Raw genomic sequence first — 627 nt, forward strand, 5'->3', positions numbered from 1 at the left:
CCTCCGCCAGCCCCGACGCCTCCTGCGGCACCCTGGCCAACACCCTGGGCCGCCTGCGCTACCAGGACGACTCCTTCGGCCGCACCTGGTTCAGCTACGACGCCTGGGGCCGCATGGTGAAGCAGGTCCGTCTGCGCACCGGCACCACCACCTGCACCGGCACGCCCTTCCAGAATCCCCACACCCTCTACGCCTACAGCCCCAATGGCAACCTCACCCAGGTGACGTACCCCTATGGCCGCGTCGTCACCTACACCTACGGGACGGGTGCCCTTGCCGACCGCGTTGAGAGCGTCTCCGTCTCGAAGTACGCCAGCGGCGCGCCCACCACGGAAGTGCTGCTCTCCCAGGTGGCCTGGGAGCCGTACGGGGGCGTGCGTGGCTACCGCACCCACTACGCGTCGGCGGGCACCACCGGCAGCGTCGAGTACGCCTTGGGCGACAACGCCGCCGCGGCGCCTTCGTCCTGCCCCACCGCCATTCCCAGCGTGGGCACGGGCGACGCCACGGGCCGCGTGCGCGCCCTCTGGGTGTCCACGCTCGCCTCGGGCACCAACTTCACGCCCGGCAGCGGCAACGGCGCCGTCCTCAAGCAGGTGTACACGTGGCAGGCGGACCAGCTCGTGC

Annotated in this window: 1 pseudogene; it reads left to right on the forward strand. The window is 71.3% G+C overall.

Going from position 1 to position 627, the window contains the following annotated elements:
• A pseudogene (locus AABA78_RS38850) lies at window positions 1-627 on the forward strand (hypothetical protein); the annotation flags it as partial.

Source organism: Corallococcus caeni (genome assembly GCF_036245865.1).
GTDB classification, from domain to species: Bacteria; Myxococcota; Myxococcia; order Myxococcales; family Myxococcaceae; genus Corallococcus; species Corallococcus caeni.